The following is a 26,269-nucleotide window of genomic DNA, read 5'->3' on the forward strand; positions in this document are numbered from 1 at the left end:
CCCCGTCCGGGCCCGCACCCCCACGTGCGTGTCCGCGCCCCGGCGCACTCTCCATCCACCCCCACGGAGGAGCACCATGCGCACACGTCACATCGTCGGGGCGGCGGTCGCCGCGCTGGCGATCCCGCTCACCTTCGCCTTCCCGGCGTCGTCACACGGGTACATCACGACCCCGCCCAGCCGGGCCGCGCTCTGCGCCGCGGACACGGTCCCCTGGGACTGCGGTGAGATCCAGTGGGAGCCGCAGAGCGTCGAGGGTCCGAAGGGCTTCCCCGCCGGCGGCCCGTCCGACGGCACCATCTGCGCCGGCGGCAACGCGCGCTTCGCCGAGCTGGACGACCCGCACGGCGGCGCCTGGCCGACCACGCCGGTGACCGCGGGTCGGCAGCTCACCTTCACCTGGAGGTTCACCGCCCGGCACGCGACCACGAACTTCAAGTACTACCTGACCAAGCCGGGCTACGACGCGAGCCGGCCGGTCAGCCGGGCCGACCTGGAGCTGACGCCCTTCCTGACCGTCCCGTACGGCGGGAAGCAGGTGCCGAGCACGCTCAGCCACACCGCGACCGTCCCGAGCGGGCGCACCGGCCACCAGGTGATCGTCGCTGTCTGGGAGATCGCCGACACCGGGAACGCCTTCTACTCCTGCACCGACGTCACGTTCTGACGTCACGTTCCGAGGTCCGGCGCGGGCCCGGCCGGGGCTGCCGGGTGCACGGCCGTCTCCCTCGGCGGTCGTGCACCCGAGGCCGTCAGTGGCCGCCGCAGCAGCCGCCGTCCGCGCCGCCGCACTGGCAGGGCGCGCCGGACTGGCAGCCGCAGCCGCAGCCCGGGCCGCAGCCGCAGCCGGCGGCGAGGACGGGCAGCAGCTTCGGGGCGGGCGGCTCGACGGTGTCGCGGGCGGGGGCCGGGCGGGTCGGGTTGGCCTTCATCGAGCTGTTCCCTCCGTGAAGCGGGCACACTCCGGCGCCCGATACTTCGAGTGAAACCGCCGAACGGAGGGAGCGTCAACGGGCGCGCAGTGGTGGGACGTACGGAGAACCGTGCGCCCGCACCACCGTCGCCACAGGTTTACTCACCCCTCGGGGGGAGCGGCCGTCGGAACGGAGCTCACTCCGCCGCCGCGTCGGCCTCGGTGGCGGCCACGAACTCGGCCACGTGCTCGCCCGTCACCAGGTACACCACGCGCTTGGCGACCGACACCGCGTGGTCCGCGAAGCGCTCGTAGTAGCGGCCGACCAGGGTGATGTCGACGGCGGTCTCGATGCCGTGGTGCCAGCGCTCGTCGATCAGGTGCGACAGCAGCTCGCGGTGCAGGGTGTCGATGGCGTCGTCGTCCTGCTCCATCTCCAGGGCCTTTTCGACGTCCTTGGTGGCGATCACCAGACCGGCCTTGGCCACCAGGCGCTGGGCGAGCTGGCCCATCTCCAGGACGGTGGAGTGCAGGTCGCGCGGCACGGCCGTGTCGGGGTAGCGCATCCGCGCGACCTTGGCGACGTGCCGGGCGAGGTCGCCACAGCGCTCCAGGTCGGCGCTCATCCGCAGCGAGGTGACGACGATGCGCAGGTCGGTGGCGACCGGCTGCTGCCGGGCGAGCAGGTCGATCGCCCGGTTCTCCAGCTCGTGGTGCAGGTCGTTGATCTTCTCGTCGGCGGCGATCACGTTCTCCGCCAGCGCCAGGTCCGCGTCGAGGAGGGCAGTGGTGGCGCGGCCGAGGGCAGAGCCGACCAGCCGGGCCATCTCGACCAGGTTGTCGCCGATGGCATCGAGTTCCTCGTGGTACGCGTCGCGCATGTTCTCTCCTCAGTAGCTGTGTCGGTGGCGGTGCCGACCGGCCGGCCCGTCCGACCGTCGTTCCGGCGTCCGGGTGACCGCTGCTGGTGGCGCGCATTGTACGCGCACACCCGAGCCGGCGCCCGCTGTTCGGCACACCGGTCTCTCCCACACGGGCTGCCCGGCCAACTTTCCGCTGCCAGGGCGACGGTGTTCGGCCGCTACGGTGAATCGGCAGCCACATGAAGGTGAATTCTCGGCAACGTGCGGTCGATGCCTTGATCCAGCCCTTGGGGAGTGCCCTGGCCGTGCGCTTACGCTGGCCACATGGACGTGAACGTGGCCGCCGCCGCTGCCTGCGCCATTGCCGGGCTCGGCGTCGGCCTCACCGCCTCCATCGCCTTCCGTTGGAGCGAGCGCGAGCAGGCCAAGGGCAAGCACAGCGGCACCAGCGGCAGAAACCACAGCCGGCACCAGGCACTGGGCACCGGCAACCCCGAGCCGCCCCTGCCGCCGGGGGTCGACACCGTGCTCTCCGTGCTGCGCTCCTGCGCGATCGTGCTGGGCGAGGGCGACGAGGTGGTCAAGGCCAGCTCGGCGGCGTACGCGATGGGCCTGGTGCGTGGTGGCGCGGTCGCCGTGGACCAGATGCTCGCGCTGGCCCGCGCCACCCGCCGGGACGGCGAGATCCGCCAGGTCGAGCTGGAGGTGCCCCGTCCGGGCGCGGCCCGCGCGGTCGAGCCGCTCGCGGTCTCCGTCCGGGTCGCCCCGCTGGGCTCCCGGCTGGTGCTGGTGCTGGTCGAGGACCAGACCGAGCGGCGCCGGGTGGAGGCCGTCCGCCGGGACTTCGTGGCCAACGTCAGCCATGAGCTCAAGACCCCGGTCGGCGCCCTGTCGCTGCTCTCCGAGGCGGTCGCCGACGCGTCCGACGACCCGGAGGCGGTGCAGCGCTTCGCCGGCCGGATGCAGGTCGAGGCGACCAGGCTGGCCAGCCTCGTCCAGGAGATCATCGACCTCTCCCGGGTCCAGGACGACCGGCTGATGGTCGACCCGGAGCCGGTCGCGGTGGACGAGCTGATCGCCGAGGCGATCGACCGCTGCCGCCAGCAGGCCGCCGCCAAGCAGATCCTCATCGCCGCGGGCGGCATCGCCGGCCTCTACCTGCACGGCAACCGCGGCCAGCTCGCCGCCGCGCTCGGCAACCTGGTCGAGAACGCCGTCAACTACAGCCCGCCCCGCACCCGGGTGGCGATCGCCACCCGCCGGATCTCCAGCGCCGCGGCGCTCGGCGAGGCGGACGGCGAGCTCATCGAGATCTCGGTCACCGACCAGGGCATCGGCATCTCCGAGAAGGACCGCGAGCGGGTCTTCGAACGCTTCTACCGCGTCGACCCGGCCCGCTCCCGGGCCACCGGCGGCACCGGCCTCGGCCTCTCCATCGTCAAGCACGTCGCCGCCTCGCACGGCGGCACGGTGTCGGTGTGGAGCGTCGAGGGACAGGGGTCGACCTTCACCGTCCGCCTGCCCGCCGGACTGGCGCCCGTCGACGACGAGCCGGACGACGACCCCGACGCCACCGAGCACGACCCCGACGCCACCGAGCACGACCCCGACATGACCGGCCACGACCGGGACGCGACCGGCCACGAGCCGGACGCCGCCGGGCCCGCCGCGACACCCCGAACCCTCACCACGAACCGCACGAACCGTTCGCTCCCCGCTCGGGAGCGGGAACCACACCTGTCAGACACAACCCCTCAGCTTGCCCCGGAGGCCTGATCGTGACCCGAGTACTGGTGGTCGAGGACGAGGAGTCGTTCAGCGACGCCCTCTCGTACATGCTTCGCAAGGAGGGCTTCGAGGTGGCCGTCGCCGCCACCGGCCCCGACGCGCTGGAGCAGTTCGAACGCAACGGTGCCGACCTCGTCCTGCTCGACCTGATGCTGCCGGGCCTGCCCGGCACCGAGGTCTGCCGCCAGCTCCGGGTGCGGTCCAACGTCCCGGTGATCATGGTGACCGCCAAGGACAGCGAGATCGACAAGGTCGTCGGGCTGGAGATAGGCGCTGACGACTACGTCACCAAGCCGTACTCCACCCGGGAGCTGGTCGCCCGGATCCGCGCGGTGCTGCGCCGCCGCGGCGAGGACGGTGGCGCGGGCGAGAACGGCGGCGGCCCGGGCGCCCTGGAGGCGGGCCCGGTCCGGATGGATGTGGACCGGCACGTGGTGACCGTGGACGGCGCCAAGGTCGACCTGCCGCTCAAGGAGTTCGACCTGCTGGAGATGCTGCTGCGCAACGCGGGCCGGGTGCTCACCCGCATGCAGCTGATCGACCGGGTCTGGGGCGCGGACTACGTCGGCGACACCAAGACCCTGGACGTCCACGTGAAGCGCCTGCGGGCCAAGATCGAGCCGGACCCGGGTGCGCCGCGCTACCTGGTCACCGTCCGCGGCCTGGGCTACAAGTTCGAGCCGTAAACCGTAGGGACTCCGCCCACGCGGAAGGCCCCCGCCGGCCGGAGCCGGAGGGGGCCTTCGCGTTGCCTCCGGCAGGCCCGGGCGGGCCCGCCGGAGGCGGTGTGCGGCGTCAGTGGGCGGCCGGGACCGCCGGGGTGGTTGCGCCGGCCGGGACGGCCGCGCCGGTGGCCGTGGCGCCCGGGGTGGCCGTGGCGCCCGGAGTGGTGGTGGCACCGGGGGTGGCGGCACCGGAGGTCGGGGCGGTGGCGGCGGGGGAGCCGCTCTTGACGGGCGTGGCGCTCGCCGAGGGGGTCGGGCCGAAGCCCTTGTACAGGCCCTTGCCGTCCGGGCTCACGCCGGCCTGGGCGTCGACCTTCCGGCCGTCCTTGAACGTGAAGGTCGTGGGGGCGAAACCGCCGACGTGGACAGAAGCGGCGGCGACGGCGGCGGTCGGGTTGCCCTGACCGCCGATCGCCACCGCGCCGCCGGCCGGGATGACGATGCTGGTCAGCGGGGCACCGGCGGCGTCCGCGAAGGACGCGGCGGAGGTGCCGACGGTGATGGACTGCAGCTCGGCCGGGATCTCCGCGGTGTTCGCGATGTTCACGACCACGTTGGCGGGCCCGGTGTAGTCGCCCGAGGTGCCCTCCCCGGTGACGATCACGATGTTGTTCAGTCGAAGGTTCGTCCCGAGGGTTGCCGCCGCGTTGTCGGGCTTGATCTGCAGGGTGTCCGGCGTATTGCCTGCAGCGCAGGAGGACAGCGAGGCGATGGCGATGGCGGCGATTGCGGCGATGCTGCCGCGTCGAAGGCTGCGGCTCACGGCGGCGGCTTCTCCTAAGTCACGTGTCGGTAGGTCAGGTCTCAGATTATCGACCTCACTTATGCGCTCCTCACGGGGTGGTCCCCGTGTCGCACTCCCGGGGGCCCCGGGGGGCCGTCCGGCGGTACCTCCGTCATGTCCCGGTCACATCGTGGACAAGCTTCGACCAAGATCGAATAACGATTGGGCCGCGACCGGAAAAAGGGTGAAAGCTCAAGATCCAATCATGGCTGCGGGGGTGTTGCGCAAGGGTTTCGTCGAACCCCGGAACCGCCTCCGACCTGCGGGAAGCCCCTCTCGAACATCGGTCGCAGCACGTCATGGGGGTGCTTGTCAAGCCCCGAGACCCGCCCTGACCTGCGAAAACGCCCTTCGGGTGCGCCGAGAAGCGTGTTATTCTGGAAAGCCACGGAAGGGGTCCTGTCACATGACGTTCAAGGTTGGCGACACGGTGGTCTACCCCCATCACGGGGCCGCGCTGATCGAGGCCATCGAAACTCGCCAGATCAAAGGTGTGGACAAGACCTACCTGGTGCTCAAGGTGCAGCAGGGAGACCTGACGCTCCGCGTGCCCGCCGAGAACGCGGAGTTCGTCGGTGTGCGCGATGTAGTCGGCCAGGAGGGTCTGGACCGGGTCTTCGAGGTGCTGCGCGCACCGTACACGGAAGAGCCGACCAACTGGTCCCGTCGCTACAAGGCGAACCTGGAGAAGCTCGCCTCGGGCGACGTTATCAAGGTCGCCGAGGTTGTGCGCGACCTCTGGCGTCGCGAGCGCGAGCGCGGCCTCTCGGCCGGCGAGAAGCGGATGCTCGCGAAGGCGCGCCAGATCCTCGTCAGCGAGCTCGCGCTGGCGGAGAACACCAACGAGGACAAGGCGGAAACGCTGCTCGACGAGGTCCTCGCCTCGTAGCGCACGCGTCACCGCATGCGGTCGGGCTACCGCCCAACGCTCACAGCGCCCGGTGCCGGCGCGCCGCTCCTCGGACGAACTGTCCGGGAGTGGTGCAGTGGCACTTCGGGCGCTGAGGCGTGTCCGGACGACGCCTCCCACCCGAGCCGGTCCAGGCCTGCAAGACCGTTTCTGCACCCGCCCTTTCGCGCATTCCGCGGAGCGCGGACCCTGCAGAACCGTGCGGCGGGCAGCGGACCGTGGTTCTTCGGAAGGGGCCCGGTGCGCCCGCCGGGCACGCCAAGGCCATACCCACTTCGCCGAAGGAGTGAAACCTGAACGCGTCAGCAGCAGTCGCAGCAGCAGTGGTGCCCGCCGCCGGACGCGGTGAGCGGCTGGGGCCGGGGGCCCCGAAGGCCCTGCGGGAGCTCGGCGGTGTGCCGCTCCTGGTGCACGCCGTCAGGGCGCTGGCCCGCAGCCGGGCCGTCGGCCTGGTCGTGGTCGCCGCACCCGCCGACGGGGTGGCCGAGGTGGTCGCCCTGCTGGACAGCCACGGGCTGGACGGCAAGGACATCCGCGTGGTGGCCGGCGGCGCGACCCGCCAGGAGTCGGTCCGGCTGGGCTTGGCCGCGATCCCGGAGGACGTGGAGATCGTCCTGGTGCACGACGCGGCCCGTCCGCTCGTGCCGGTCGAGGTGGTGGACGCCGTCGCGGCCGCCGTCCGGGCCGGGGCGCGGGCCGTGGTGCCCGCGGTGCCGCTGGCCGACACCGTGAAGCGGGTCGAGCCGAACCCCGGCCGACCCGAGCCGGTGCTCGACACGCCCGAGCGGTCCACCCTGCGCGCGGTGCAGACCCCGCAGGGCTTCGATCGCGCCACCCTGGTCGAGGTGCACGCCAAGGCGCTGGCCGAGGAGAGCGCGGGCACCGCCGACGCGCCGCCGGTCACCGACGACGCCGGGCTGGTCGAGCGCTACGGCGGCCAGGTCGTCGTGGTGCCCGGCCACGAGGAGGCGTTCAAGGTCACCCGTCCGCTGGACCTCGTGCTCGCCGAGGCCGTACTCGCCCGCCGGAGGGCCGCCGATGCCTACTGACCCGCAGACTCCCGTGATCCCCCGTATCGGGATCGGCACCGACGTGCACGCCTTCGAGCCCGGCCGCCCGCTCTGGGTGGCCGGACTGGAGTGGCCGGACGCCGAGGTCGGGCTCTCCGGGCACTCGGACGCCGACGTCGCCGCGCACGCCGCCTGCGACGCGCTGTTCTCGGCGGCCGGGATCGGCGACCTGGGCGCGCACTTCGGCACCGACCGTCCGGAGTGGGCGGGCGCCGCCGGGGTGAAGCTGCTCGGCGAGGCCGCCCGGCTGGTCCGCGAGGCGGGCTTCGAGATCGGCAACATCGCGGTCCAGGTGATCGGCGTCCGACCGAAGATCGGCAAGCGGCGGGCCGAGGCGCAGGCCGCGCTGTCGGAGGCGGCCGGCGCCCCGGTCTCCGTCTCCGGCACCACCACCGACGGGCTGGGCCTGACCGGCCGGGCCGAGGGGCTGGCCGCGATCGCCACCGCCCTGGTGTACGAGCGGCGTTGAGGCCGGCGGTCCGGTGAGGTGAGCGGGCGAGGTGGGCGGGCGAGGAAGAATCCGTTCCTGACGGGTGTTCACCGGGTGCCGCGGGGCCCGAGTCGATACTGTTCGGTTTCGGGCCCGCGCGGGGTTCCCCCCGGGCCGTTCCCGCCGCCGACGAGATGAGGTTCGCCAGATGACTTCCCAACTCTCCGACCGTGCCAAGGCGTTGATCGACGGCAAGAGCTTCGCCGTGGTCTCCACGATCCAGCCCGACGGCAGCCCCCAGTCCTCGGTGGTCTGGGTCAAGCGGGACGGCGACGACATCCTCTTCTCCACCGTCGAGGGCCGCCGCAAGCACCTCAACCTGGTGCGGGACCCGCGCGTGTCGATCCTGCTCAACCCCGCGGACAGCCCGTACGAGTACCTGGAGGCGCGCGGGGAGATCACCATGACCACCGAGGGCGGCCGCGAGCTGATCGACGAGCTGGCCGCCAAGTACCGCGGGGTGGACAAGTACACCTGGGACGGCCCGGACGACGTCCGGGTGGTGGTGCGGCTCACGCCGCGCAAGGTGGTCGGCAGCATCTGACCTTCCGCCCGCGACCTGCCGTTCCCCGGGATCACGGCACCGTTGTCCCGGGGAATGTAGCGGGGCACCCCCCACCGCCCACTACGCTTGACGCTGTGAGCATTCGTCTGTACGACACCAGCACCCGCCAGGTACGCGACTTCGTCCCGCTTGTACCGGGTTGTGTCTCGATCTACCTGTGCGGCGCTACCGTCCAGTCGGCGCCTCACATCGGGCACATCCGGTCCGGCCTCAACTTCGACATCATGCAGCGGTGGTTCGCCCACCGCGGCTACCAGGTGACCTTCGCCCGGAACGTCACCGACATCGACGACAAGATCATCGCCAAGGAGCGCGAGCTCGGCACGCCGTGGTGGCAGATCGCCTACGAGAACGAGCGCGCCTTCAACGACGGCTACAACGCCCTCGGCTGCCTGCCGCCGACCGTCGAACCGCGGGCCACCGGGCACATCCCCGAGATGGTCGAGATGATGCAGGGGCTCATCGAGAAGGGCCACGCCTACGCGGCCGACGGCAACGTCTACTTCGACGTGAAGTCCTACCCGGACTACCTCGCGCTCTCCAACCAGAAGCTCGAGGACCTGCGCCAGCCGAGCGGCGACGGCGAGACCGGCAAGCGGGACCAGCGCGACTTCGCGATGTGGAAGGCCACCAAGCCGGGCGAGCCCAGCTGGGAGACCCCGTGGGGCCGCGGCCGTCCGGGCTGGCACCTGGAGTGCTCGGCGATGGTCCACAAGTACCTGGGCCCGGCCTTCGACATCCACGGCGGCGGGCTGGACCTGATCTTCCCGCACCACGAGAACGAGATCGCCCAGTCCAAGGCCTACGGCGACGGCTTCGCCAACTTCTGGGTGCACAATGCCTGGGTCACCATGGCCGGCGAGAAGATGAGCAAGTCGCTCGGCAACTCGGTGCTGGTCTCCGAGATGGTCCGCGCGTGGCGGCCGATCGTGCTCCGGTACTACCTGGCGGCCCCGCACTACCGCTCGATGATCGAGTACAGCGAGGAGTCGCTGCGCGAGGCCGAGGCCGGGTTCGCCCGGATCGAGGGCTTCATCCAGCGCGCCGTCGAGCGCTGCGGCACGGTCGACGCGGCGCCCGAGGTGCCGCCGGCCTTCGCCGAGGCGATGGACGACGACTTCGGCGTTCCGCAGGCGCTGGCCGTCGTGCACACCGCCGTCCGCCAGGGCAACAGCGCCCTGAACGCGGACGACAAGGAGAGCGTGGTGGCGCGACTGGCCGAGGTCCGTGCGATGCTCGGAGTACTGGGCCTCGACCCGCTCGACCCGCACTGGGCCGGGACGGAGCGCGGCGAGGACCTCCACGGTGTGGTCGACTCGCTGGTCCGCCTGGTCCTGGACCAGCGGCAGGCGGCGCGCGAGCGCAAGGACTTCGCCACCGCGGATGCCATCCGCGACCAGCTCGGCCTGGCCGGGCTGGCGATCGAGGACACCCCGTCCGGCCCGCGCTGGACGATCAACAACCAGTAACCCCATCCGACGATCGGGGTGATGGGTGGGCCGTACCGGACCGGTGCGGCCCTCCCGCATGACGTAGCGCATGCCGTCGGCCGCCGCCGGACAGAACGGGGCGGCCGGGGCATGCCGGACAGACAGGAAGTACAGCCATGGCCGGCAACAGCCAGCGCAGGAACCGTCGCAACCCCGGATCGAAGAAGGGTGCGGCTGTCGGTACCGGCGGGCACAGCCGGAAGGCGCTCCAGGGCAAGGGCCCGACCCCGCCCGGGGAGGAGCGCAAGGGCCACCCGAAGCAGCGCGCCGCCAACGCCGCGATCAAGCGCGAGCGGGACGCCAAGGCCCGCGCCGGCATGCGCCGGGCCGGTGCCGGCGGTCGCGGTGGCCGCGGCGGCGCGGGCAGCGCCGAACTGGTCTTCGGCCGCAACTCGGTGGTCGAGGCCCTGAAGGGTGACGTGCCGGCCAACGCGCTGTACGTCCAGCAGTTCATCGACACCGACGACCGGGTCCGCGACGCCTTCCAGGCCGCCAACGACCGCGGCATCCCGCTGATGGAGGCCCCGCGCCCCCAGCTCGACCAGATGACCGGCGGGATGAACCACCAGGGCCTGGTGCTCCAGGTCCCGCCGTACGAGTACGCGCACCCCGAGGACCTGCTGGCGGAGGCCGCCGACGCCGGCCAGGACGCGCTGATCATCGCGCTGGACGGGGTCACCGACTCGCGCAACCTGGGCGCCGTGGTCCGCTCCGCCGCCGCCTTCGGCGCGCACGGCGTGGTCATCCCCGAGCGCCGCGCGGCCGGCATGACCGCCGGTGCCTGGAAGACCTCCTCCGGCGCCGCGGCCCGGCTGCCCGTCGCCCGGGCCACCAACCTGACCCGCACCCTGGAGGCGTACCAGAAGGCCGGCCTGATGGTGGTCGGCCTGGCCGCCGACGGCGAGGCCGAGCTGGGCGACCTGGAGCTGCTGAAGGGTCCCGTGGTGATCGTCGCGGGCAGCGAGGGCAAGGGCCTGTCCCGGCTGGTCTCGGAGACCTGCGACATGCGGGTGCGGATCCCGATGTCCGGCCTGACCGAGTCGCTGAACGCCGGTGTCGCGGCGGGCATCGTGCTGTACGAGGCCGCCCGGATGCGCGCCAAGCGCTGAGCACGTTTGACGGGCGGGGCGCAGGCGATCTTCCGAATTGCCCGCAACCCGAGTGAAAGGCGATCGGGCCCGACCGGGTCCGATCGCTTTTTTCATGATCACTTCAAGTGTGCGCCGGACATCCACCCGGGAGAGTGTCCTAAGCGGCCGTCACCCGGTTAGACGGGCGTGGACACCAGAACACCTCGGCGCCCCCTGTTCGGCGGCGGCAGCACCGGGATAGACGCGGGCCCGGGCCTCAACACGGTCAAGGTGGAGTCGGACCCGGCGCGGCTCAGCATCACCCAGGCGAGCTTCCGGCTCCGGCTCGGCGCTCCGGTGGCGCCGCTCATCGAGGCTCCGGCCGGACTGCTGTCCACCGGCGCCGCGTTCGGCGACCCGTACGCCAACCAGGGCCTGATCCGCCGTCCGCTGGTCACCCCGCAGGTCGTCGTGCCCGCCTCCGCCGTCCCGGCGCTGGCCGGGGCCGGGGCAGTGGCCGGCGGCGCACCGCGCCGCAAGGGCCGGGTCACCGCCGTCACCTGGACCGGCCAGGCGCCCCCCGGCGACCTCGCGGCCACCCAGCTGCTGGAAGCGGTGCGCCAGGGCGGCGCTCCGGGGCGCGGCGGCGTCGGCCTGGCCGAGGCGGACACCCAGGTGATCCCGTCCCTCGTCGGCGCCCGGACCGTCCCGCGCCAGCCCCGCGAGGGCAACGGCACCGCCACCGACGCGGGCGTCGGCCCGGTCGGCGAGCCGCACGGCTGGACCCCGAGCGGCGAACTGCCCGAGGTCTGCGCCGCCGACGCCGAAGGCAAGCAGCCCTGGTACCCCGGCCGACGGGTCGACCTCGGCCTGGTGCTGCTGCCACTGCGCGCCGTCCTCGGCTCGCTCTCGGTCTACGCCGGGTTCAGCAAGCTGTGCGACCCGGTGTACTTCGACGGCGGCGAGCGCGGCTCGATGATGCGCTGGCTCTCCTCGCTGCACCCCTGGAAGGTCGCCGAGCCGCTGCTGGCCTTCGCCATGGCGCACCCCGTGGGCGCCGGCCTGGTGGTGTCGTTCACCGAGATCGTGGTCGGCGTGCTGACCGTCCTCGGCCTCTGGCAGCGGCTCGCGGCCGGGGCGGCGATGACGCTCTCCGCCGTGCTGCTGTTCACCGTCAGCTGGCGGTCCGTCCCGGTCTACGACACACCCGACCTGATCTTCCTCGCGGCGTGGAGCCCGCTGCTGATCGCCGGGGCGCCGTTCGCCTCGCTCGACGGCCGGCTCAACCTGGAGGCCTGGCGGCGGTTCGGCGCGGACGCGCCCGGGGCACTGCGCCGCCGGGTGCTGCGCCGGGGCACGGTGGTCACCACGGTCGTCGTCGGCCTGACCCTGCTGCTCGGCTCGATGCTCGGCGCCGCCGTCCGCACCGGCGCCCGCGCGCACCAGGCGCCGACCCGCCCGGCCACCGACTACGGCACCCCGGTGTGGCCGGCCGGCGGCCCGTCCGGCGCCCCGGCCGGCAAGGCCCCGTCCACCTCGCCCTCGCCCGCCGCCCCGCGCCCGGCCACCCCGACGCCGAGCGCCACCGCGCCGGCCACCAAGCCGGCCACCCCGACGCCGAGCGGCAAGACACACTCCGGCAGGGCGGAGACCGGGACGGGCGCCTCCCCGGCACCCGCCGCCCCGTCCGCCGGGTCCGGCGGCTCCGCGCCCGTCCAGCGCAGCACCCCGGGCCCCGGCGGCTCGGGCTCGGCGCCCAAGTCCAGTCCGAGCTCCGGCGCCGGGCTGCTCGGCGGGGTGCTGGGCAGCGCGCCGCTGGCCGACCTGTCCGGCGACGGCCGCGCCTCCCGCCCGGGGGCCCCGACCGCGACCTGAGGCCCCGGTCACGCCGGTCGGCCGGGTGCTCCGTGGGGGAGCACCCGGCCGACCGGCGTTTCGTGGCGCCGCCGTTGTCGCGCCCTGGTTGCTGAAGGCCGTTGCTACTGGGGCGCGCGGCCGGCGCCGGCCGCGAGCTCCTTGGCCGCCTCGGTGAGGTCCTTGGCGGTGTCGATCGCGCGCCAGTACACGCCCTGCGGCAGCTGGTAGCCCGCCAGCCGCTTGCTGCGGGCGAGTTGGGGGAAGGTCGTGCGCTCGTGGTCGCCCACGTCCGGCAGCAGCTCGGCGAACTCCGGGCTGAACACGTACAGGCCGGCGTTGATCAGGAAGGGCGAGGGCGGCGCCTCGATGAAGTCCAGCACGTTGCCGAACTGGTCGGTCTCCACGGCGCCCCACGGGATCCGCGGCCGGGCCAGCGCGAGCGTCGCGACGGCGTCCCGCTCGTGGTGGAAGGCCGCCATGTCGCGCAGGCTGAAGCGGGTCCAGATGTCGCCGTTCGTGGCGTACCAGGGCTCGTCCGAGCGGGGCAGCGCCTTGGCCGCGTACTTGAGCCCGCCGCCGCGCCCGAGCGGCTCCGCCTCGACCACCGTACGCACCCGCAGCGGCAGGTCCGCCTTGTCCAGCCACTCCTCCAGCACGTCGGCGAGGTGCCCGCAGGAGACCACGACATCGGTGACGCCCTCGGCGGCGAGCCAGGCCAGCTGGTGCCCGAGGATCGGCGTACCCGTCCCCGGGATCTCGACCAGCGGCTTCGGGCGGTCGTCCGTGTAGGGGCGCAGCCGGGAGCCCTGGCCGCCGGCCAGGATGACGGCCTGGGTGACCGGCGTCGAGGTCGGCCGGGGTGGGTGCGGCTGCGGGGAGTTCGCGGACTGGAGGGAGTTCGCGGACTGGGGGGAGCTCGGGGACGTGAGGTCGGCGGTGGGGCCGGAGTCAGCGGTCATGTCTGAACAATAGGGCCGCCGCTCCGGCCACGGACCGGACGAGCGTCAACCCACCACGCCCGCCGCGAACGCCCCGTCGCAGACCGGGCGGGCGAAGGAACGGGCCCGCTGGACGTCGCCCTGGTACTTGCGCACCGCCGCCTTGCCCAGTTCGGTGGCCAGCGAGGTGCAGTACGGCGTCAGCGAGGGCTGCTCGCGCATCGAGCGCTCCAGCAGGTCCAGCGCGGCGGACGGGTTCTTCGCCCGTAGCTCGTCCAGCAGGGCCACCCGCAGGGACTCCTGCGGGGCGAGCCCGTCGGCGGTCTTGGCCGCGGTGGTGGAGCGTCCGATCCCGGCGCCGTCGCCGCTGGACGCCGCCACCACCTGCTGGTCTAGCCCGGTCGGCGGGGCCCACGGGACCCGGGTCACGGCGAGGGTGCCGGTGGTCACCAGGACGACCGGCAGGGTCAGGGCGACGGTCTGGCCGATACGGCGCACAAGCTGCTTCACCCTCAGGAGAGTAGCGGTGGGTACGGGCCGGATCGCCCTCCGTTACACCATCGAGTGACACGGTGTCCGGGTTCGTCCCCACGTCGTGTTGACGCGGGGGTGTACGGACGGAGCCCGCCGGACCGGGGAGGGTCCGACGGGCTCCGTCGTGCTCATCAGCCGAGTCGGCAGTTGCCGGCCGGGTCGGCTGCGTCAGTCGCAGACGCTCAGGCGCTTGCCGGTGCCGGTCGCGAAGACGTGGGTCTCGTTGGCGATCGGCACCACGTGGATGGTCTCGCCGCGGGCCGGGATCTGGCGGCCGGGCACGCGGACGACCAGGTCCCTGTCCTCGCCGCCGATCTTGGTGGTGCCGTAGACGAAGCCGTCCGAGCCGAGCTCCTCGACCACGTTCACGGTCACCGCGACGCCCTCGATGCCGCCCGCCGGGACGATCTCGAAGTGCTCGGGGCGGACGCCGACGGTCACCGTCTTGTCGGAGCCGGCGCCGGCCAGGTTCTCGCGCGAGATGTTGACGACCGAGCCGCCGAACTTCACGCCGCCGTCGACCAGCGGCACCTCGACCAGGTTCATGGCCGGCGAGCCGATGAAGCCGGCCACGAACAGGTTGGCGGGCTTGTCGTACATGTTGCGCGGGGTGTCGACCTGCTGCAGCAGACCGTCCTTGAGCACCGCGACCCGGTCGCCCATGGTGAGCGCCTCGGTCTGGTCGTGGGTGACGTACACCGTGGTGATGCCCAGACGGCGCTGCAGGCCGGCGATCTGGGTACGGGTCGAGACGCGGAGCTTGGCGTCCAGGTTCGACAGCGGCTCGTCCATCAGGAAGACCTGCGGCTGGCGGACGATCGCCCGGCCCATCGCGACACGCTGGCGCTGACCGCCGGAGAGCGCCTTCGGCTTGCGGTCCAGGTACTCGGTGAGGTCGAGGATCTTCGCGGCCTCCTCGACCTTGGTGCGGATCTCCGACTTGTTCACGCCGGCGATCTTGAGCGCGAAGCCCATGTTCTCGGCGACGGTCATGTGCGGGTAGAGCGCGTAGTTCTGGAACACCATCGCGATGTCCCGGTCCTTCGGCGGCAGGTGGGTGACGTCCCGGTCGCCGATGCGGATCGAGCCCGTGTTGACGTCCTCCAGACCGGCCAGCATGCGCAGGCTGGTCGACTTGCCGCAGCCCGAGGGGCCGACCAGCACGAGGAACTCGCCGTCCGCGATCTCCAGGTCCAGCGCGTCCACGGACGGCTTGTCCGCCCCGGGGTAGATGCGGGTCGCCTGGTCGTACGTGACAGAAGCCATGGTTGTTGCTCTCCTTCACCGGCAGGAACGTGCCGGACGATCCGAGTAAAGGGGTGTGTGCTTGCTCCGTCGCCCCGTCAGTGGTCTGAACCACTACACGAACCGACTCCCGGCGACGCTACCTGCGCTTCCGCGGCTTGTCAGCCCCCACCGACCCGATTTCGGCATCGGTTCCATCACGCCCGCCCCACCCCACCAACCCCCGGATATCCCACCACGCCGCCACCGCGGCCCGGTAGACTGCCCCCGGTGCCGCCGTGATCCCTCGCGGACGGTCACCGTGCCTCCTTAGCTCAGTTGGCCAGAGCACCGCTCTTGTAAAGCGGGGGTCGTCGGTTCGAACCCGACAGGGGGCTCAGTGCCGGACACGGCAGAAGGGCCAGCTCGCCGGGGTGATCCGGTGGAGCTGGCCCTTCGTCGTTGCTGCGGTCCTACTCGGGCTGTGCCACGGGCGTGCCAGAAGCGCACGGCAGGTGACGGGAACGGCCGGTCGCAGCCAGGCCGAGGAGCCTAGGATCCGGGCATGACCCAAGAGAAGCTCGGCAGGATCCTCAGCTCCGTGGCCAAGCGGATGCGCGCCGACTTTGAGCAGTCCAGGAACTTCAACCACAACGGTGAGGCTGGAACCTCGCGAGAAGCGCTCATTCGCGAGTTTCTCTCAGGCTATTTGCCGTCGCACGTTGAAGCGGTTCACAATGCCGAGATCGTGGCTTCCGCTGGGGAGGTGTCGCCTCAATGCGACGTTGTGCTCATCGATAGAGGGACGCCGCCATTTACTACCCTCAATGGCTACCGCATCATTCCGAACGAATGCGTGTATGGCGTTGTCGAGGTGAAGACAAAGCTAGACAAGGCGCAATTGTTGGATGCCTGTGAGAAGATTGCCAAGGTCCGCCGAATCAGTAAAACCGCCTACAGGCCTATTCCCGGCCTAATTCCTCGTTCTGCATCTGCCTACGGCAGGACGTTTGACTTCTTTCCGACGTCAGGCATGATCGTGGCCTTTGGTAGTCTCGACCTTGAGACCATCGGCGGCCACTTGATCGAGTGGTGCAAGGGGCGCGACCCTATCGAGTGGCCCGACAGTGTCTGGGTTCTCGGAAAGGGGCACCTGCAATGGATGGATCCGAGGAGCGGAAATCTGGACAGATCTCCATCGCCTGGAGCCTCCTTGCTGCAAATCGATGCAATGCCAGAGGATGACATCCTGATGCCGCTGGCTCTCCATCTGAATATCCACTTCTCGGACGCATGGATGAACCCGCTTGATCTGGTGCCATATTCTGGGGCGGCGCCATTGGGTCTCGGCGTCAGGAAATGGGATTCACAGTAGCTGGCGAGCGTTGCTCCGCTTCGAGTATGAGACGGAGCAACGCCTTCGCTGGCTAGCCCAGCTCTGGAGCGTCCGGGCCGACGAACTGGCCGTCGTCTGATTGGTAGACCAATCCGATCCGATGGCGGGCCAACAGGGCCTGCATGTCCGCGGCGGGAGGTGCGGGCAGAAGCACGACCATGCGGGGCTCGTGCTGCCGGGCCGGCGTCTTCACATAGCGGCTGTAGTCGAGCAGCTGGCCAATCGCCATTCGTACATCCTCGCGAGAGCCTGAGCCCTTGGCTTCGTAGAGGACGTGATCAGTGGCGTCATAAAGGTCGGTGCGGAGTGTTGAACTCATTCCCTCGACTTTGATCTGGAATGCACCAGTTTCATGCCCAAGTGACTCCAGCGCAGCCCGGTAAGTCTTTGTCAGTTCAGCCTCGCGCCGAACAGCAATGCTTGCCGCCGTAGCTGCCCGCAGGCTCATCTTGGTAGTAAATTCTTCGGACGCGACAAAGACGCCTTCGGTCGACGCGTGCAGCGCCTTCTTTGTGGCGTTTCGCTTGGGCTTGGTCCGCTGCTTGGGTAGGGAGAGGGCTCCCGTAGTTGCCGGGCCAGAATTCAGCATCGATGCCAGGATTGGCTGAAATGGAACGAACTCTGCCGCAGTTTCCTCGGCTGCCGGGATGGCATCCTTTGGGGAGTTCTCGAATTCGCCATCTGGGCGTAGCCGGAAGACAATGACGTTGCGGAACGTGTCGTTATCGCCACGTACTTTCCGCCAGACGTACGGGAGAGCCTGATCAAGGCTAAAGATGCCTACATAGCGATGCTTCTTGGGTCCATCGCTCTTTGGCTTCTCTGCGAGGACAAAAACGCGAAGCTTGCGGTTCTGCTCAGCATGGCGAAGGACGGCCCGGTTTCCGGTGCCGAAGGCGCCCTCAAACGTCTGGTCGCCAACCTGTCCAGCTCCGGTGTATTCGAAAACCGGGCCCTGGTCATCTTCTTCTGCTAGCCAGCCGTCATAGTAGCCGTACTGCTCGCCGACGGTCGGATCAGAATAGAGATTAACGCTCTCCTTTTCATCGGAGGGGCAGATGCCGCCCTGAGGGCTTCCGCCGAACTCCTGCCGGATCTCCGCCCGAGTGCGGACGTCGCCGGGAACGATCGGGCTGAGGCTAGTCGTCATGGCCAGACCCTAGATCATGGTTCCGACAGGTTGGGGTGCGAGCTACAGATCCATGGCAGTGTCTTCGACGCGAAGAAGCCGGTCCCGCTGGTGGGAACCACGCCAGCGGGACCGGTGGACGGTGATGTCAATCAACCTACGTAGAAGGCGTTGTTTCGGTCGATAGGCCAGGAGCCGCGGGCGGATCGTTGTCCCCGCCGAGCGCCTTGCGGGCGGTCTCGCCCATCTTGTCGGCGATGGCACGGTCCCGGTCGCTGGTCATGTGCTGGTAGATCAGCGCGGCCCGGGTGGTGCTGTGACCCATCCTGGTCATGAGCTCCCGGGTGCTGGCCCCGTTCTGCGCGGCGATGTTGTTGCCGGTGTGTCGGACGTCGTGGAAGTGGATGTCCGGGGAGACGCCGGCCTTGGCCTTGGCGGCCGTCCAGTCGTCCCGGAAGTTGCTCCGGCGGAGCTTGCCGCCCCGGGGACCGACGAAGAACAGCCCGTCCTGCCCCTTGCCTGCGTGGCGCTCCAGGTGGCGTTCGAGGTCCGGGACGATCAGGTCTGGGAACGAGACCGGGCGGAAGCCGGCGCGGCTCTTGGGTGCCTTGGTGATCAGCTTGCCGCTGCTCAGCTCGGCCTGATTCCGGCGGACCCAGAGGATTCGGGCGTCCAGGTCGACGTCCCGGCGGTGGAGCGCGGCCAGCTCGCCGAGCCGGAGTGTGGTGAACGCGGTCAGCAGCACGAGCGCCCGCCACTGCGGCTGGATGGCCGCCGCTACGGCGTACACCTCGGGGACGGTCAGGACGGGCCGTTCCGGGACGTCGTAGGTGTCGGCGCCCTTGATCCGGCACGGGTTGCGCTTGATCAGCTCATCGTCCACGGCTGTGGTCATGATGCTGCGGAGGAGCTGGTACGCCTTGACGACGGTCGGCTCACCAACTCCCGCTTCCAGGAGTCGAGTTCGCCACGTGCGGACGCGGGCGGCCGTGATCTCGGAGATGAACTTCCCGCCGAGTACAGGCTTGATGTGCAGCCGAAGGACGCCCTCGTAGCGCTCCCTGGTGGTGTCCTCCAGCTTCCGTTCCTTGAGCCACTTGTCGGCGAAGTCGCCGAACTTCACCTTCCCGGCATCTGGGTCTGTCCACTGCTCGCGCTTGATGTCCGCCTCGATGAGCGTGAGCGCGACCTCGGCGTCGGTCTTGGTGGGGTAGGTCTCCTCGCCGGGGCGCATCACACCGGTGACGGGATCGGGGTAGCGGATCTGGAAGCGGCCAGACGGGAGCTTGCGGACCGAGCCGAAGCGCCGGCGGTTGCCCCTGGAGTTGGCCATTAGGCCACCACCCGCAGTCGACGGGACCGGGCAGCCGGCTGGACGGTGTTCGCGGACACGTAGGCGGCGAGGACGCTTTCCGTGATGCGGACGTGGTGGCCGACCTTGACGAAGGCGATCCGGCGTTCCGCGACCAGGCGCCGGGGGAATCGCTCCCCGCTGGTCTCCCAGGTGCCGAGGCGTTCGGCGACTTCCTTGACGGTCAGCAGGCGGTCCATGCCTGTTCCCCCTCTTCTCGCGCGAGTTGTGCGCGCATCTCCTGTCGGTCGGTGGTCTGGCGTTCGTGCAGGTCCCGGGCGATGCGGGCAGCGAGCATGGACTCACCCGGGGAGTTCCCGGCGCCGGCGAAGGCCCAGTGGGCGACGACCAGAGTCTCGGCTTCGGGCAGGTCGTCCAGGTCCGGGAGCCCGGCGGCGAGGAGCCGTTCCCGGAGTTCCGTGCGGGCCTGGTCGGCGCGGTAGTCGGCGCGGACCTGGCGGAGGGCTCCGAGGGTGGTCGAGTAGGTGGGGGACTTGCTGGAGAAGTGGCCGCGGAAGCCGAGCATGTGGGACCAGTGCGCGAGCAGCCGACCGGGGTAGTGCTGGTCGAGGTCCCAGCAGGCTTCGATCAGGCGGCGGGTGTGGGCAGGCAGGTCGTGCCGGTCGAGTTCGTGGCGCTCCAGGATGCGGCGGTCCACGGTCTCGGTCGTCTCAGCGGACTTGGTGGCGTACTTGGCCACGTACGAGGCCACCGCCTGCTCCGTGATCTCCCCGGAAGAGAAGGCGCCAATCGGCCGGACGTCGACCTGCGTGCCCCACTGAAGGACCCGGGCGGGCTGGTCACCCCCCGCGGCGACAGGCACACCGGCGCGGCGTGCGGCAGCCCGGATCGCAGCGTCCAGGACTGCGACCGTGGCCCAGTCGGGCGGGGGCGTGCCGGGGCCGTCGGGGCCGTCGATGCGGATGACAGCGTGAAAGTGAACAGCGCCCCGGCGCTGGTACTCGGCGACCTTGCCGAACGAGATCTTCGCCTGCTCCTTGAACTCGTACTGGTACAGCCCGGCTATCTTCGCCATGACCCGGAACAGGTAGATCGTGAAGCGGCGCCACAGGTCGGGGGCGTGGTTATTCCACAGCACTGCGTGCCCGTAGTCGTACGTCTCCGGATCGAGCGGCGTCCCGAGGATCGGCGACCCGGCGGGGTGGGTGAAGCCGCACCGGCAGGCGCCCTTGTCGGGCCGGTTGTGGACCGGGCCGAACGACGGGGCTGTGAGGGTTGCGAAGACGCGGGGGTGGGAGCGGACCGTGATCGGGACGCCCTTGGTGGTGTCTCCGGCGAGGCCGGCACGGATCAGGTGGAACGTGTCCGCCGAGTACGTCCGCGCGCACGAGGCGCATCGGGAGGCCCGGCGGTTGCCGCAGGCGACCTTGAGACGTCCGCCGGGTTCGTGGTCGGTGGAGTAGCGGTGCCAGACGGCGCCGGTCGGGGCGTGGGTGAGGGTGCGGAAGCCCTTGAGGTGGATCGGGTTCGAGCAGCCGCCGGTGCGGCGTAGCTGGTCGTGGAGACGGGGCAGGTCGCCCCGGGAGGCGAGCCGGGTCAGGTCTGCGAGGACCAGCTGGTCCGGGAGTTGGTGAAGCACAGGGGCGTCTCCTATGGGGAGAAGGCCCCGGAGCCTGGTTGGCGAGCGGCTCCGGGGCGGAGCGGCTCAGGACGGGTTGGCGGGCTTCTGGTGGCGGTCAATCCACTTCTCCGCGCAGACCTTGTGGACGGGCTTGCCGCGGTCGGAGCGGAGGTTGGTGGGCTTGTCGCAGACGCTGCAGGGGGCGGGCTTCTGGGCCCAGTGTTTGGAGTCGCGCCAGTCGAGGGGGGCCACCGGTCAGGCCGCCTTGGCGGTGGTGGCCAGCGGGCGGGCGACGGTGCCGGCGCCGTGGCAGGTCGGGCAGGTGACCGGGACCGTGGCGCGGGAACCGTCGCGGAGGCGCACGCCCGTGGCGATGTGCGCCGTGGCGTGACCCGAGCAGTTCGGACAGATCCGGTTCGGGGCGTGGTTGTCCTGCGGCATGATGGTGCTCTCCTTCGTGGGCTTCGGTTCGGGAAGGGGTTGCGGCCCCGGCGGCGGCGGGATGCTTGGCGGCGTGTTGCCGCCCCGGGGCCGGTCTTCTAATCAGCGGCGGCGGGAGGTACGGCCGTCGCGCTTGTGCGCGTACATGTCCCGGTCGGCGGAGGCGAGCGCGTCCGTGAGCGAGACGACCGGCAGCTCGGCGACGGGGCAGATGCCCACTGAGGCGGAGGCCGGGAGCGCGAGACCGGCGTACGGAACCGGCTGGTTGAGGGCCGCGCGGAGGTCGGGCAGGCGCGCGGCGGTGTCCAGGACGGCGGCGGCGAACTCGTCCCCGCCGAGGCGGGCGGCGATGCCGGTACGGCCGCACCAGGCGGACAAGCGCGCGGCGGTGGCGGTGATGACCGCGTCGCCGGCGGCGTGGCCGTAGGTGTCGTTGGTGGCCTTGAAGTCGTCCAGGTCGATCAGCAGCACCGAGGCACGGTCCGGGTGGCGTTGGGTCAGCCGGTGGGCTCGGGCGGTGAAGCCGTCCCGGGTGTGGAGCCCGGTGAGCGGGTCACGTCGGGCTGTGGCGAGGCGCTGGCTCAGCCAGGTGCCGTGGGTGGTCCATCCGATCAGCGGTACACCGGCGGCAAGGATCGTGGGCACGTCCATGTGCGGTCCTTCGTGATGGGGGTGGTTGGGGTTGCGATCTCCGGGGCGGCGGGATGCTGGCGGCGTGTTGGCCGTCCCGGGGAGGTCAAAGACCGAGGCGCTGGGCGCGGCCGGCGGCCTGTTCGAGCAGGTGGTGGATGTCGGCCCGGCGGGTGGTGGGGCGGTCGTTGTACTCGTCCGGCGAGCGGACGGGGCGACCGGTGGCGTGCAGGATCTCCATGAGCTGGACCCGGGCAGTGGTGACGGTGGCCGGGGTGCCGTAGCCGTGAGCGAGGACGGCGGCCTGGGCGCCGAGGAGGCAGACGCGGCCGGCGGAGTCCCACATGGCGCCTTGGAGCCAGCCGAAGGCGTCGAGGTAGCGGGAGGTGAGCCGGAGGTGGCCGGCGGCGGTCACCGGCACCGAGCGGGCCGGGCGGTGGGTGATCCGGTCGAGGAGCGTGAGCCGGGGCACCGGGTAGCCGGCGTTCCAGGGCTGGATGGTGGAGCCGAGCGGCGAGACGTACGGGACCGCGATGCGCGCCGGGGCGGGCAGCGAGGCCAGGTAAGCCTCGATCTCGGCTACGAGGCCGGAGCCGTCCACGGTGACCAGGGGCGGCAGACGGACGGTGGTTTTCACAGTCAACTCTCCCTTGCCGATGGCTACTTGGTGGTGGACTTGTTGATGATGTTCACGCCGTCATGGGTCGTGTTGTCGATCAGCGGGGCGGCGGAGGTGTCGGCGAGGTAGAAGCCGAGGAGGACGAGCGCGGCGACGGCCCACCAGCGCAGGCGGAGGTTCCGCACGATGAACCAGGCGGCGAGCGCGAGGATGAACAGGAACGGCAACTGGACGTTCATCAGGTGAGTCCTTCAGGCGAGTTCGGCGGCGAGTGCCGAGGCGAGCGGGTCTTGGACTCCGAGCCGGGCGCGGAGCGTGGCGGCGTCGATCGGGGTTCCGGTGCGGTTGCGGTGGTCGTCGGCGACCTTGCGGGCGTGGTCGAGGAGGAAGGCCGGGACCGCGGGCGCCGGGGTCGGCGCGGGGACCGGGGGCGGAGTCGGAGCGGAGGCGGGTTCGATTGCCGGGACAGTGGCGGGCGGATCGACTGGGGTCGGCTCGGCGTCCGGTTCGGAGATCGGCTCGGTGGCCGGGACGTAGAGCGGCGGGACGTCGTCGGCTTCGGCGTCGTCCGGTTCCGGGTCGATCAGCTCGGCTTCCTCACCAGGCGCCGTGGTCGCGTGGGCCAGCAGCGTGCCGCCGAGGAAGGCGGCGGCTGGCCAGCCAGCGACCAGGACGCGGAGCCAGGCCGGGGCATTGCTGAGGTCGAGGAGTCCGGCGGTGCCGACGTTGGCGCCGAGTGAGGCTGCCAGGGCAATCACGAACCAGCACCAGGCGAGCCGACGGGCGGTTCCGCCGCGCATCCGGCGCCAGGCGGCGACGAGCAAGAGGTCGACGGACACCGGGTAGGCCCAGGACTTCCAGCCGCTCTGGCCGGCGGCCTCAGCGAGGTCGTGGAGGTGGGCGAAGGAGAGCGCGGCGGCGATCACGGCTTGCGCAAGAACGGCGTCCAGCTTGGGGAGTCGGCGCATGTCGATTCACCCGGTACTGGTCGCTCGGCGCGCGGCGGTGACATAGAGGCGACGCTGGCCGGAGTCCCGGGCGGGGCGCTCCTTGACGTCGTGCACGTGCCACAGCCGGCAGAGGTCGGCCACGACGAACGGAACGTCGTTGACGTCGCAGATCACCCGGATCTGGATCACGGCGACACCTCCAGGGCGATGCCGGTGCCGAGGCAGTCGAGGCAGGTGGCTTCCTGCTCGGCGATCCGACGGCGGCGGACGCCACGGCCGACGTACACGGACTCGGTGGTCTGGCCGGTGCCCTTGCACGGAGTGCAGGGCGCGGGCTTCGGCTGTGTGGTGCGCTTGCGGGCAGCCATCGGGGTCACCGGCTGTTGCGCCGCTTGGCGCGGTCGGCGGCGGTGCGGGCCTCTCGGGCGACCTGGGCGGCGTCGCGGTCGTCCGGGTTGGCCTGGGCGATGCGCTCCAGCAGCTCCGCCTTCTCGGCGAGCAGCGGTTCGGTGTCGGCGTCGTCGTTGGCGACCTTGAGGTGACCAAGGAAGGCGCCGATCTCGGCGATGGACGGCTTGCGGGGCATTGGTGATCTCCTTTACGTGGGCGCTTAGGGTGAAGGCCGATGGCGGCGGGCTTACGTGCGGCCGCGGCGTGATCAGAGCTCGTTGCGGCGGTCGGCCCAGAAGGTCGATTCGGACAGGGCCGACCACATGGCGTCGTCGGCCTTCTGCAGGTCCGCGTGGGTGCGCGCGATGTCGGCGGGCGTGCCGTGGTCGGCAGCCTGCACGGCAGCGACGCCGGCGGCGTTCCTCGCCCGGTGCGCTTCGGCGTATCGCCCGTGCGCCTCGTGCTGACGAGCGGTAAGCGAGTCGCGGTGGCTGTTGGAGGAGTTGTCGGAGTTCTTGCGGCTGAACAGGCCCATGGCAGGCTCCTTCGGTGTTTCGGGCATGGCGGTGGTAGGGACTTGGCGCGAGACGGCGCGTCGACCGTTGGTGAGGTGCTGCTACTCGGCGGCCGGGACCGGCGCGAAGCTCGGCGGCGCCGAGGGCATCGGCGGGATGTTCGCCGGGGTGGCGACCTGCGGGCGGAAAGCCGCCAGGCGGTCCAGGACGGGCGTCATGTGCGCGAACTCTGCGCAACGCTCGGCGACCTCGGAGAGCGAGCGGAACGGGGTGCGGATCTCGGACCACTGGCCGGAGGTGTCGCCGGCGACGGCCATGCCGGGCATGTCCGGGCTGATCCGGGTGGACGCGGCGACCGCGGCGTCGGAGATGTCCCCGAGCCCCATCTTCGCCGTCTCCAGGTCGTTGACCCGGTGGACGGTGCGTCCGGTCAGCTGGGAACGGAGCAGAGTCGCACCCCTGCCCAGCTCCGAGCCGAAGCGCTGGCCCGAGATCTCCAAGAAGATGCCGGAGGCGCGGGCGAGTTGGGCGAGCCGGACGAGCGCGGTGACGATCTGGTTCCGCCGCTCCTCATCGGCCCTGCTGGCGACCAGGAACAGCTCGGCGATCTCATCCACCACGACGACGATCGGCACCGGCCGGACCTTCGCGGGCAGGCCCCAGATGTCGGCGGTCAGGTCTTCGGGCGCCACCGAACCGGGGACACCCTGGTAGTCGCGGATCAGGTCGTACCGGTCGTCCATCTCGACCAGCAGCGCGAGCAGTAGTCCGAGTGCTTCGCCCTGGTCGGTGGCCAGCGCGGACAGCCGCGGAGCGAAGGGGCGCTGTTCGACGCCGCGCTTGCAGTCGATCCCCACGAGGGCGACCGGCTGCGGGGCGAGGCCGTGGACCAGGTTCCGGGTGAACATCGACTTCCCGGCCTGGTTGGCACCAAGGTTCAGCCCGTTCGGAGCCTGCCGGAAGTCCCGATGGTGCACGGTGCCATCGGCCCGAAGCGCGACCGGGATGCGCAACAGTTCATGGGACTTGGCGCCGGCCCGACGAGGCATGCGCACGTTGCGCAGCACGTCGAAGCCGACTATCCGCAAAGCCACCACACCGGGCTTGACCTCCGAGACGTGCACCGCGTGAACGCCCCAGGCGTGCCGCAGCCGCTCGGCCGCATCGACCAGGTCCGACGTCTGTTGCCCACGGGCGAGCCGTAACCGGACGCTTAGCCCCGTCGAGCTCGCGCGCACTCCACGGATCTTCGGCATTGCGGGCTTGGCCGGCCGACTGGTGGCGGACGAGGCCATAGCGCGCCAGAACGAGGGCTCTACGGTGAGCCCGCAGGCCTCCATGACGTTCTCGTAGTCGTGCCGGATGCGGTGGAGGGTCAGCGGGAGACCGACGGTGGCCCAGTAGGTCCGCGGCATCTTCGACTTGGCGTAGAACGCGCCGGAGCCGACGGCCGCCGCGGGGACGCTCAGCTCCAGGAGCGTCGTCAGGGTGTCCACGGCGGTCAGGCGTTCGTGCCGGCGAGGGCCGGGGCGGCGGCGACGGTCACGGCGTCCGCCCGGAAGGCGATCCCGGAACGGCGCTGGCCGTTGAACTCGTTCTCCCACGGCCGCGCGATAAGCCGGGTGAGGCTGACCAGCATGCCCGGTGCCAGCCCGTCCGGGACGCCCGGCTGCGGCACGGTCAGGGACAGGATGTCGGCCTCGCCGTTGGCCACGAACGTGACGTCCAGGGTGACCAGCGGCGCGCCGGTCTCGGCGTCCATGGCCATCTCGCCGGTGCGGCGGTCCTTGAGCTTCGGGCGGGGTGCCTGGGCGACCATCACGAGAGCGGCGGTCGTGTCGACGGGGATGAAGCGCATGGGCTTGGCTCCTTCATCTGGCACCGAGGGAGTGTCGTCGTCCTCGGAGCAGCTTCACCACGGCAGATACCGTGCGTCATCAGCACCTCCTGAGATCTTGTCCTCAAGTCCTCATTAGGAGTTGCCGTGGTGAAAACTATGACGGCCCATCAGTCAGTCGTCAACACCTCTTTAGGACTTAGGATGG

Annotated in this window: 33 protein-coding genes and 1 tRNA gene; 12 read left to right on the forward strand and 22 right to left on the reverse strand. The window is 70.9% G+C overall.

Translation table 11 applies throughout. The annotated features are described in order from the left end of the window. Positions 1-76: 76 nt before the first annotated feature. Positions 77-667, forward strand: coding sequence for a lytic polysaccharide monooxygenase auxiliary activity family 9 protein (locus ACZ52J_RS37550; protein ID WP_465625333.1), 591 nt, complete (start codon positions 77-79; stop codon positions 665-667). A gap of 85 nt (positions 668-752) precedes the next feature. Here ACZ52J_RS37550 and ACZ52J_RS37555 read toward each other — a convergent pair whose 3' ends face one another. Both ACZ52J_RS37555 and phoU read right to left on the reverse strand, forming a co-directional pair. Beyond that, on the reverse strand, positions 753-932 hold the full coding sequence (locus ACZ52J_RS37555) for a hypothetical protein (protein WP_350521682.1): 180 nt from the start codon (positions 930-932) through the stop codon (positions 753-755). Between the two features lie 178 nt (positions 933-1,110). After that, complete coding sequence (gene phoU, locus ACZ52J_RS37560; RefSeq protein ID WP_465625336.1) at positions 1,111-1,794, reverse strand: phosphate signaling complex protein PhoU; 684 nt, start codon at positions 1,792-1,794, stop codon at positions 1,111-1,113. 306 nt (positions 1,795-2,100) lie between these two features. Between phoU and ACZ52J_RS37565 the strand changes: the two genes are divergently transcribed. Then, positions 2,101-3,552: a sensor histidine kinase gene (locus ACZ52J_RS37565; protein WP_465625338.1), complete on the forward strand. Its 1,452-nt coding sequence runs from the start codon at positions 2,101-2,103 to the stop codon at positions 3,550-3,552. 2 nt (positions 3,553-3,554) lie between these two features. Next, positions 3,555-4,250: a two-component system response regulator PhoP gene (gene phoP, locus ACZ52J_RS37570; RefSeq protein WP_030061050.1), complete on the forward strand. Its 696-nt coding sequence runs from the start codon at positions 3,555-3,557 to the stop codon at positions 4,248-4,250. A 109-nt stretch (positions 4,251-4,359) separates the two neighbouring features. On the opposite strand, the gene ACZ52J_RS37575 is transcribed toward phoP, so the two are convergent. Beyond that, positions 4,360-5,052, reverse strand: a complete 693-nt coding sequence (locus ACZ52J_RS37575; protein ID WP_465625340.1) for a DUF461 domain-containing protein — start codon at positions 5,050-5,052, stop codon at positions 4,360-4,362. A gap of 427 nt (positions 5,053-5,479) precedes the next feature. Between ACZ52J_RS37575 and ACZ52J_RS37580 the strand changes: the two genes are divergently transcribed. The 7 genes from ACZ52J_RS37580 to ACZ52J_RS37610 all read left to right on the forward strand — a co-directional run bounded on the left by ACZ52J_RS37580 (position 5,480) and on the right by ACZ52J_RS37610 (position 12,543). Further along, positions 5,480-5,962, forward strand: coding sequence for a CarD family transcriptional regulator (locus ACZ52J_RS37580; RefSeq protein WP_014136563.1), 483 nt, complete (start codon positions 5,480-5,482; stop codon positions 5,960-5,962). Between the two features lie 344 nt (positions 5,963-6,306). Then, positions 6,307-7,032 (forward strand): 2-C-methyl-D-erythritol 4-phosphate cytidylyltransferase, encoded by a 726-nt coding sequence (ispD, locus tag ACZ52J_RS37585; RefSeq protein ID WP_360495879.1) that lies wholly within the window; start codon positions 6,307-6,309, stop codon positions 7,030-7,032. Then, positions 7,022-7,522: a 2-C-methyl-D-erythritol 2,4-cyclodiphosphate synthase gene (ispF, locus tag ACZ52J_RS37590; RefSeq protein ID WP_465625343.1), complete on the forward strand. Its 501-nt coding sequence runs from the start codon at positions 7,022-7,024 to the stop codon at positions 7,520-7,522. The genes ispD and ispF overlap by 11 nt, the downstream gene beginning before the upstream one ends. A gap of 169 nt (positions 7,523-7,691) precedes the next feature. Next, entirely contained in the window at positions 7,692-8,087 is a 396-nt protein-coding gene (locus ACZ52J_RS37595; RefSeq protein ID WP_360495873.1) for a PPOX class F420-dependent oxidoreductase, read from the forward strand. A gap of 95 nt (positions 8,088-8,182) precedes the next feature. Further along, positions 8,183-9,577: a cysteine--tRNA ligase gene (cysS, locus tag ACZ52J_RS37600; RefSeq protein WP_360495870.1), complete on the forward strand. Its 1,395-nt coding sequence runs from the start codon at positions 8,183-8,185 to the stop codon at positions 9,575-9,577. A gap of 137 nt (positions 9,578-9,714) precedes the next feature. After that, entirely contained in the window at positions 9,715-10,707 is a 993-nt protein-coding gene (rlmB, locus tag ACZ52J_RS37605) for a 23S rRNA (guanosine(2251)-2'-O)-methyltransferase RlmB (RefSeq protein WP_360495867.1), read from the forward strand. Positions 10,708-10,875: 168 nt separating this feature from the next. After that, positions 10,876-12,543 carry a DoxX family protein gene (locus ACZ52J_RS37610; RefSeq protein ID WP_465625346.1) on the forward strand — a complete coding sequence of 556 codons (1,668 nt, stop codon included), beginning with the start codon at positions 10,876-10,878 and terminating at the stop codon, positions 12,541-12,543. A gap of 104 nt (positions 12,544-12,647) precedes the next feature. Here the strand turns inward: ACZ52J_RS37610 and ACZ52J_RS37615 are convergent, their stop codons facing one another. From ACZ52J_RS37615 to ACZ52J_RS37625, 3 genes are all read right to left on the reverse strand, one after another. Continuing rightward, positions 12,648-13,484: a nucleotidyltransferase family protein gene (locus tag ACZ52J_RS37615; RefSeq protein ID WP_360495861.1), complete on the reverse strand. Its 837-nt coding sequence runs from the start codon at positions 13,482-13,484 to the stop codon at positions 12,648-12,650. Positions 13,485-13,529: 45 nt separating this feature from the next. Next, on the reverse strand, positions 13,530-13,973 hold the full coding sequence (locus ACZ52J_RS37620) for a hypothetical protein (RefSeq protein ID WP_360495858.1): 444 nt from the start codon (positions 13,971-13,973) through the stop codon (positions 13,530-13,532). A gap of 192 nt (positions 13,974-14,165) precedes the next feature. Then, the gene (locus tag ACZ52J_RS37625; RefSeq protein WP_465625349.1) at positions 14,166-15,263 is read right to left on the reverse strand and encodes an ABC transporter ATP-binding protein; all 1,098 of its coding nucleotides are present in this window, start codon (positions 15,261-15,263) and stop codon (positions 14,166-14,168) included. Positions 15,264-15,545: 282 nt separating this feature from the next. Here ACZ52J_RS37625 and ACZ52J_RS37630 point away from each other — a divergent pair. Next, positions 15,546-15,619 (forward strand) — tRNA-Thr (locus ACZ52J_RS37630). A gap of 167 nt (positions 15,620-15,786) precedes the next feature. Beyond that, positions 15,787-16,596 (forward strand): DUF6602 domain-containing protein, encoded by an 810-nt coding sequence (locus tag ACZ52J_RS37635; RefSeq protein WP_465625351.1) that lies wholly within the window; start codon positions 15,787-15,789, stop codon positions 16,594-16,596. Positions 16,597-16,648: 52 nt separating this feature from the next. On the opposite strand, the gene ACZ52J_RS37640 is transcribed toward ACZ52J_RS37635, so the two are convergent. From ACZ52J_RS37640 to ACZ52J_RS37715, 16 genes are all read right to left on the reverse strand, one after another. After that, the gene (locus ACZ52J_RS37640) at positions 16,649-17,767 is read right to left on the reverse strand and encodes an SRA domain-containing endonuclease (RefSeq protein WP_465625353.1); all 1,119 of its coding nucleotides are present in this window, start codon (positions 17,765-17,767) and stop codon (positions 16,649-16,651) included. Positions 17,768-17,903: 136 nt separating this feature from the next. Then, a complete protein-coding gene (locus ACZ52J_RS37645) occupies positions 17,904-19,079 on the reverse strand; it encodes a tyrosine-type recombinase/integrase (RefSeq protein ID WP_465625355.1) in 1,176 nt (391 codons plus the stop codon). Continuing rightward, complete coding sequence (locus ACZ52J_RS37650) at positions 19,079-19,297, reverse strand: excisionase family DNA-binding protein (RefSeq protein WP_465625357.1); 219 nt, start codon at positions 19,295-19,297, stop codon at positions 19,079-19,081. The genes ACZ52J_RS37645 and ACZ52J_RS37650 overlap by 1 nt, the downstream gene beginning before the upstream one ends. Next, entirely contained in the window at positions 19,282-20,697 is a 1,416-nt protein-coding gene (repSA, locus tag ACZ52J_RS37655) for a replication initiator protein RepSA (protein WP_465625359.1), read from the reverse strand. Before repSA ends, ACZ52J_RS37650 begins: the two co-directional genes overlap by 16 nt. 66 nt (positions 20,698-20,763) lie before the next feature. Then, complete coding sequence (locus ACZ52J_RS37660) at positions 20,764-20,931, reverse strand: hypothetical protein (RefSeq protein WP_465625361.1); 168 nt, start codon at positions 20,929-20,931, stop codon at positions 20,764-20,766. 3 nt (positions 20,932-20,934) lie between these two features. Further along, positions 20,935-21,120 carry a hypothetical protein gene (locus ACZ52J_RS37665; protein ID WP_465625363.1) on the reverse strand — a complete coding sequence of 62 codons (186 nt, stop codon included), beginning with the start codon at positions 21,118-21,120 and terminating at the stop codon, positions 20,935-20,937. Between the two features lie 102 nt (positions 21,121-21,222). Continuing rightward, a complete protein-coding gene (locus ACZ52J_RS37670; RefSeq protein ID WP_465625365.1) occupies positions 21,223-21,771 on the reverse strand; it encodes a GGDEF domain-containing protein in 549 nt (182 codons plus the stop codon). Positions 21,772-21,856: 85 nt separating this feature from the next. Further along, positions 21,857-22,387, reverse strand: coding sequence for a DUF6197 family protein (locus ACZ52J_RS37675; protein ID WP_465625367.1), 531 nt, complete (start codon positions 22,385-22,387; stop codon positions 21,857-21,859). A gap of 23 nt (positions 22,388-22,410) precedes the next feature. Then, the gene (locus ACZ52J_RS37680; protein WP_465625369.1) at positions 22,411-22,608 is read right to left on the reverse strand and encodes a hypothetical protein; all 198 of its coding nucleotides are present in this window, start codon (positions 22,606-22,608) and stop codon (positions 22,411-22,413) included. A 12-nt stretch (positions 22,609-22,620) separates the two neighbouring features. Next, the gene (locus ACZ52J_RS37685; protein WP_465625371.1) at positions 22,621-23,337 is read right to left on the reverse strand and encodes a DUF2637 domain-containing protein; all 717 of its coding nucleotides are present in this window, start codon (positions 23,335-23,337) and stop codon (positions 22,621-22,623) included. A 6-nt stretch (positions 23,338-23,343) separates the two neighbouring features. Next, positions 23,344-23,508: a hypothetical protein gene (locus ACZ52J_RS37690; RefSeq protein ID WP_465625373.1), complete on the reverse strand. Its 165-nt coding sequence runs from the start codon at positions 23,506-23,508 to the stop codon at positions 23,344-23,346. Further along, a complete protein-coding gene (locus tag ACZ52J_RS37695; protein WP_465625375.1) occupies positions 23,505-23,687 on the reverse strand; it encodes a hypothetical protein in 183 nt (60 codons plus the stop codon). Before ACZ52J_RS37695 ends, ACZ52J_RS37690 begins: the two co-directional genes overlap by 4 nt. Before the next feature lie 5 nt (positions 23,688-23,692). Further along, positions 23,693-23,905: a hypothetical protein gene (locus ACZ52J_RS37700; protein ID WP_465625377.1), complete on the reverse strand. Its 213-nt coding sequence runs from the start codon at positions 23,903-23,905 to the stop codon at positions 23,693-23,695. Positions 23,906-23,977: 72 nt separating this feature from the next. Then, positions 23,978-24,244: a hypothetical protein gene (locus ACZ52J_RS37705; protein WP_465625379.1), complete on the reverse strand. Its 267-nt coding sequence runs from the start codon at positions 24,242-24,244 to the stop codon at positions 23,978-23,980. An 81-nt stretch (positions 24,245-24,325) separates the two neighbouring features. Next, positions 24,326-25,720, reverse strand: a complete 1,395-nt coding sequence (locus ACZ52J_RS37710; protein WP_465625381.1) for an FtsK/SpoIIIE domain-containing protein — start codon at positions 25,718-25,720, stop codon at positions 24,326-24,328. 5 nt (positions 25,721-25,725) lie between these two features. Next, positions 25,726-26,082 carry an SCO3933 family regulatory protein gene (locus ACZ52J_RS37715; protein ID WP_465625383.1) on the reverse strand — a complete coding sequence of 119 codons (357 nt, stop codon included), beginning with the start codon at positions 26,080-26,082 and terminating at the stop codon, positions 25,726-25,728. Between the last annotated feature and the right edge of the window lie 187 nt (positions 26,083-26,269).

The sequence above is a fragment of the Kitasatospora sp. NPDC034035 genome (assembly GCF_055575755.1).

What these genes read in the sequence shown, in the direction of transcription:
- ACZ52J_RS37650 (WP_465625357.1), bottom strand. Translation starts at nt 19,297, where the DNA reads ATGGACCGCCTGCTGACCGTCAAGGAAGTCGCCGAACGCCTCGGCACC.
- ACZ52J_RS37615 (WP_360495861.1), bottom strand. Translation starts at nt 13,484, where the DNA reads ATGACCGCTGACTCCGGCCCCACCGCCGACCTCACGTCCCCGAGCTCC.
- ACZ52J_RS37580 (WP_014136563.1), top strand. Translation starts at nt 5,480, where the DNA reads ATGACGTTCAAGGTTGGCGACACGGTGGTCTACCCCCATCACGGGGCC.
- ACZ52J_RS37555 (WP_350521682.1), bottom strand. Translation starts at nt 932, where the DNA reads ATGAAGGCCAACCCGACCCGCCCGGCCCCCGCCCGCGACACCGTCGAG.
- ACZ52J_RS37640 (WP_465625353.1), bottom strand. Translation starts at nt 17,767, where the DNA reads ATGACGACTAGCCTCAGCCCGATCGTTCCCGGCGACGTCCGCACTCGG.
- ACZ52J_RS37680 (WP_465625369.1), bottom strand. Translation starts at nt 22,608, where the DNA reads ATGAACGTCCAGTTGCCGTTCCTGTTCATCCTCGCGCTCGCCGCCTGG.
- ACZ52J_RS37565 (WP_465625338.1), top strand. Translation starts at nt 2,101, where the DNA reads ATGGACGTGAACGTGGCCGCCGCCGCTGCCTGCGCCATTGCCGGGCTC.
- ACZ52J_RS37700 (WP_465625377.1), bottom strand. Translation starts at nt 23,905, where the DNA reads ATGCCCCGCAAGCCGTCCATCGCCGAGATCGGCGCCTTCCTTGGTCAC.
- ACZ52J_RS37715 (WP_465625383.1), bottom strand. Translation starts at nt 26,082, where the DNA reads ATGCGCTTCATCCCCGTCGACACGACCGCCGCTCTCGTGATGGTCGCC.
- ispF (WP_465625343.1), top strand. Translation starts at nt 7,022, where the DNA reads ATGCCTACTGACCCGCAGACTCCCGTGATCCCCCGTATCGGGATCGGC.
- phoU (WP_465625336.1), bottom strand. Translation starts at nt 1,794, where the DNA reads ATGCGCGACGCGTACCACGAGGAACTCGATGCCATCGGCGACAACCTG.
- ACZ52J_RS37665 (WP_465625363.1), bottom strand. Translation starts at nt 21,120, where the DNA reads ATGCCGCAGGACAACCACGCCCCGAACCGGATCTGTCCGAACTGCTCG.
- ACZ52J_RS37645 (WP_465625355.1), bottom strand. Translation starts at nt 19,079, where the DNA reads ATGGCCAACTCCAGGGGCAACCGCCGGCGCTTCGGCTCGGTCCGCAAG.
- rlmB (WP_360495867.1), top strand. Translation starts at nt 9,715, where the DNA reads ATGGCCGGCAACAGCCAGCGCAGGAACCGTCGCAACCCCGGATCGAAG.
- ACZ52J_RS37595 (WP_360495873.1), top strand. Translation starts at nt 7,692, where the DNA reads ATGACTTCCCAACTCTCCGACCGTGCCAAGGCGTTGATCGACGGCAAG.
- ACZ52J_RS37550 (WP_465625333.1), top strand. Translation starts at nt 77, where the DNA reads ATGCGCACACGTCACATCGTCGGGGCGGCGGTCGCCGCGCTGGCGATC.
- ACZ52J_RS37670 (WP_465625365.1), bottom strand. Translation starts at nt 21,771, where the DNA reads ATGGACGTGCCCACGATCCTTGCCGCCGGTGTACCGCTGATCGGATGG.
- ACZ52J_RS37635 (WP_465625351.1), top strand. Translation starts at nt 15,787, where the DNA reads ATGACCCAAGAGAAGCTCGGCAGGATCCTCAGCTCCGTGGCCAAGCGG.
- ACZ52J_RS37695 (WP_465625375.1), bottom strand. Translation starts at nt 23,687, where the DNA reads ATGGCTGCCCGCAAGCGCACCACACAGCCGAAGCCCGCGCCCTGCACT.
- ACZ52J_RS37625 (WP_465625349.1), bottom strand. Translation starts at nt 15,263, where the DNA reads ATGGCTTCTGTCACGTACGACCAGGCGACCCGCATCTACCCCGGGGCG.
- ACZ52J_RS37685 (WP_465625371.1), bottom strand. Translation starts at nt 23,337, where the DNA reads ATGCGCCGACTCCCCAAGCTGGACGCCGTTCTTGCGCAAGCCGTGATC.
- ACZ52J_RS37705 (WP_465625379.1), bottom strand. Translation starts at nt 24,244, where the DNA reads ATGGGCCTGTTCAGCCGCAAGAACTCCGACAACTCCTCCAACAGCCAC.